The sequence below is a fragment of the Mesorhizobium sp. M7A.T.Ca.US.000.02.2.1 genome (assembly GCF_003996995.1).
Taxonomy (GTDB): domain Bacteria; phylum Pseudomonadota; class Alphaproteobacteria; order Rhizobiales; family Rhizobiaceae; genus Mesorhizobium.
Window position 1 is genome coordinate 1 of sequence record NZ_RZTT01000488.1, and the last position, 4058, is coordinate 4058.

Annotated in this window: 4 protein-coding genes and 1 pseudogene; 3 read left to right on the plus strand and 2 right to left on the minus strand. The window is 63.4% G+C overall.

Annotated elements, in window-relative coordinates; all coding sequences use genetic code 11:
• Window positions 1–322: pseudogene (locus EOD15_RS30010) on the plus strand (hypothetical protein); the annotation flags it as partial.
• Between the two features lie 110 nt (window positions 323–432).
• Here the strand turns inward: EOD15_RS30010 and EOD15_RS30015 are convergent.
• On the minus strand, window positions 433–639 hold the full coding sequence (locus EOD15_RS30015) for a hypothetical protein (RefSeq protein ID WP_164762279.1): 207 nt from the start codon (window positions 637–639) through the stop codon (window positions 433–435).
• A gap of 247 nt (window positions 640–886) precedes the next feature.
• On the opposite strand from EOD15_RS30015, the gene EOD15_RS30020 reads away from it, so the two are divergent.
• Window positions 887–1891, plus strand: a complete 1005-nt coding sequence (locus tag EOD15_RS30020; protein WP_127381520.1) for a L,D-transpeptidase — start codon at window positions 887–889, stop codon at window positions 1889–1891.
• A 64-nt stretch (window positions 1892–1955) separates the two neighbouring features.
• Here EOD15_RS30020 and EOD15_RS30025 read toward each other — a convergent pair whose 3' ends face one another.
• Window positions 1956–2642 carry a D-lyxose/D-mannose family sugar isomerase gene (locus EOD15_RS30025; RefSeq protein WP_127258087.1) on the minus strand — a complete coding sequence of 229 codons (687 nt, stop codon included), beginning with the start codon at window positions 2640–2642 and terminating at the stop codon, window positions 1956–1958.
• 190 nt (window positions 2643–2832) lie between these two features.
• Here EOD15_RS30025 and EOD15_RS30030 point away from each other — a divergent pair, with 190 nt between their 5' ends.
• On the plus strand, window positions 2833–3891 hold the full coding sequence (locus EOD15_RS30030; protein WP_164761942.1) for a D-TA family PLP-dependent enzyme: 1059 nt from the start codon (window positions 2833–2835) through the stop codon (window positions 3889–3891).
• The last annotated feature ends 167 nt before the right edge of the window (window positions 3892–4058 follow it).

Sequence of the window (4058 nt, forward strand, 5' to 3'; positions counted from 1 at the left end):
GTCCTACACCGAGCCGTGGGCCTGGATGCACCCGCCGCGCCATGCGCTGGCAGCGCTGCTTCTCGACCAGGGCCACGCGAAGGAAGCCGAGCAGGTCTATCGCGACGATTTGGGCCTGAGCGGCACGGTGCAGCGCTGCGCCCAGCACCCGAACAATGTCTGGGCACTGCACGGGCTGGTGGAATGCCTGAAACAGCGCGGCGAGACTGATGAATTGCCGATATTGCAGACAAGCCTTGCCGCGGCGCTGGCCAGGGCGGATGTGCCGATCACCTCGTCCTGCCTGTGCAGGACGAGCGCGCAGCAAGGCTGCTGTCACTGACGCGAAGTCAGCCTACCGCCACTGTTGCGGCCGATCGGCTCGCCAAACAAATTGTCGGCCGATCATCGTTGGCGGTGAAACCCTCGCCGCCCGGTCGTGTCACCTGCCGATCAGCCCAGGCTCCACGCTTTGTCTCGTATCACGCCTCCCTCGATCAGCACCGAGCAGTCTATCTCATCGTGAAGTTGGGCGTTTGGGTCGGACGAAAGCCAGGAAGCATAGGACCGAAGCTGCTTGAGCCTGGCTGTTTTCTCAAGCCGGGCCTGGCGCTCATCCTCGGCTGCCGGTCTTCTGTCCTTCTGGGCAGGAAATTGCATGCTGGCTCTCCTCGGTCACCGAGCTGCGCTTCGACTTGAAGCCAACACATGCGCTGGCGAGAGTCGCCATCCATCTGGATGATGGCGGACCCTTATCAACAATGCACCCGCGCCACCGCCGGGTGCTCCCTGGTCCGGGTTCGCTGCGGCGCATCGGCACTCGGCAGTCGGACGCAGCCAGGGGAATGGAACCAGATCGGCCGTGCGACGTCATAGAAGCAGGTGCTCATACAGGAGTGTGACCTCCATGATCAGGCTCGTTCTTGCCGCTGCCGCCATGCTCGTCATGGCATGGGATGCAACGGCGGCGGCAAAACTGGACGCGGCCACTGTCAACAACGCCCAATTTGACGGCAGCGAAGCGAAAGGCGTCAGTGCGACCGTTCTGAAGGCGCAAATCCTCCTGGATCGTGCACGCTTCTCGCCAGGCCTGATCGATGGCCGCCAAGCGGAGAACTTCAGCCGGGCAGTCAGTGCGTTTCAAGCGGCCAACGGACTGCCTGCCGACGGCAAGCTTACCCGCGAGACATGGGACAAGCTGGTCGCGAGCTCCTCGCGCCCCGCGCTTGAGACCTACGAGTTGACGCGCAAGGATGTGCGGGGACCGTTCACCAGGCGAATTCCGACGCGCATGGAGAGGATGGCCCGCCTGCCCCGGCTCGCCTATCACAATGCCCTGGAAAAGATGGCGGAGCGCTTCCACAGCAGCGAGGAACTGCTTGAACGGCTCAATCCCGGCATCGGCTTCAGGAGAGCGGGGCAAAAACTGCTGGTGCCAGCTGTAACCCGAGGTGATCCGCCGCAAGACATTGGGAACGTCGAGGTCGACAAGAGCGCTCGCCAGGTTCGCGTGCTCGACCCTTCCGGCAAAGTGCTTGCGACGTACCCCGCCTCGATCGGGAGCCAGGAGAAGCCCGCGCCGAGTGGCGAGGCAGAGGTCAAACGCGTGGTGCGCCACCCAACCTATCACTACGATCCCGAGTTTGCCTTCAAGGGAGTGAAGACGAAGCGCCCCTTCACGATCGCTGCCGGGCCAAACAATCCGGTGGGATCGGTCTGGATCGATTTGTCCATCGATAGTTATGGCATTCACGGGACTCCGGACCCAGGCAAGATCGGAAAGACCTTCTCGCATGGTTGCATCAGGCTGACCAACTGGGATGCCGAAGACCTCGCCTCCGAAGTGCAAAGAGGCACAAAGGTCGTCTTCAGGGAGGAAGCGGCAGGATCGGTCGAACAAGGATCGCAGTAGGTAGGCGCCACGGGCTAACTTTCGACCGTGTGACTGGCGTCACCGAAGGCGTAGGGCGGCGCCCCTACCCCAGCCACTTCTCGTAGTCGGACACCAGCAGATGGACCGGGGCAACGTCTTCGTCGATGTTGGAAAAACGCCCGATCGGTTCGCGAAACACATTGTCGGTGAGATCGTCATTGACGGTCGAGACCTCGCCGATCAGCACGTCCTTGCCCTCGGCCCAGAAGGCATGCCAGACGCCGGGCAGCAGCGTGACGCTCTGGCCCGGGTCGAGCTTCAGGAGCCCGCCCGCGGGCAGCCTGTGGATGGTTCCGTCGACCGGCACCGAAACCTCGGCCTTGGGATCGATGCCGCCGTCGCGGTCATGCATGAACAGTTCCAGCACCAGCTTGCCGCCGCCACGGTTGATGATGTCCTCGGCCTTGATGTTGTGGCGGTGCATCGGCGACAGCTGGTCCTTGCGCGAGATCATGATCTTCTCGGCATAGAGCATGCCCATGCCCTTCTTCATGTCCTCGTAGCGGCCGTTGCGAACGGTGAACAGGAACAGGCCGAGTTCCCTGAATTTCTCCTGTCCGTAATCGGTGATGTCCCAGCCGAGCCGCGAGGTGAACACCGCCGACGAGTCGACCTGACGCGCCTTCGCCTCCTGCGGCGACCAATAGGCGAAGGGCGGCATGATGTAGCCGAACGAGCGGATGAAAGCGTCGGCTTCGCGGATGATGTCGTTGATGGCGGAGCGCTTCATGATCATGATCCCTTCGTATCGATTTGTCTGGCAAATCGCATAGCCGAACGCCGATGCGGTGTCGATCCATCTCGCCGTCCTGTCCGGCGTTGCGCAGGGCGTATGGACCACAGGTCCGCTTGCCTGGCCGCGTGACATCACGGATTTTCAGGGCCATAAAACCCGCGGATTCCTCATGGGGTGAAAGATGATGCCGACCGTCCACGATCTCGATACGCCATCCATCCTGATCGACGCCGCGCGCGCGGAAGCCAACATTGCCCGCGCCCAGGCGCATGCCGACAAGAACGGGCTGAAGCTCCGGCCGCATATCAAGACGCACAAATTGCCCTACTGGGCGAAGAAGCAGATAGCGGCCGGCGCCGTCGGCATCACCTGCCAGAAGATCGGCGAGGCCGAGGTGATGGCCGATGCCGGGCTGACCGATATTTTTCTCCCCTACAACATCCTTGGGCGCGCCAAGCTGGAACGCCTTCTGGCGCTGCACGGGCGCGTCACCCTGTCGGTGACAGCGGACAGCATGGAGACGCTCGAAGGGCTGGCAACCACCTTCACCGATGCCGGCCATCGACTGCCGGTGCTGGTCGAATGCGACACCGGCATGGGACGCTGCGGCGTGCAGTCGGCTGATGAAGCGGTTGCGCTGGCAAGACAGATCGACAGAGCCGGTGGCCTCGCCTTCGGCGGACTGATGACCTACCCGGCCGCCGGGCGGGCAGCGGAGGCCGAAGCCTGGCTCGCCGGGGCCAAGCAGGCACTTGCCGCGTCGGGCCTCGCCTGCGAGCGCATCTCCAGCGGCGGCACGCCGGATATGTGGCGCTCCAGCGATACATCCGTTGTCACCGAGTATCGTCCAGGCACCTACATCTATCTCGACCGCTATCAAGTCGCCAAAGGCGTCGGCGGCCTCGACGACTGCGCACTGACGGTGCTGTCGACGGTGGTCAGCCATCCCACAGCGAGGCGCGCTATCCTCGATGCCGGGAGCAAGGCGCTGTCCAGCGACACGCTGGGTCTCGCCGATTTCGGCGAGTTGCTCGGCGTGTCGGGAGCGCGGGTGACGGGGCTGAGCGAGGAGCACGGCACCGTCACGCTTTCGGGCGACGGCAAGCTGCGCATCGGCGAGCGCGTGCGTGTCGTGCCCGACCATTGCTGCGTCGTCACCAATTTGTTCAACGAGGTCAATCTGGTCGACGGCGACAAGGTGCTGGAAACGTTGCCGGTGGCGGCGCGCGGAAGGATGGGGTGAACTAAGCAGCGCATTCCCTTCTCCCCCTGTGGGAGAAGGTGGATCGGCGCGCAGCGCCGAGACGGATGAGGGGTGTTCCAGCGGAATGAGACGTTGGCGTTCCCTGGAACACCCCTCATCCGTCGCCTTCGGCGACACCTTCTCCCACAAGGGGAGAAGGGGGAGAG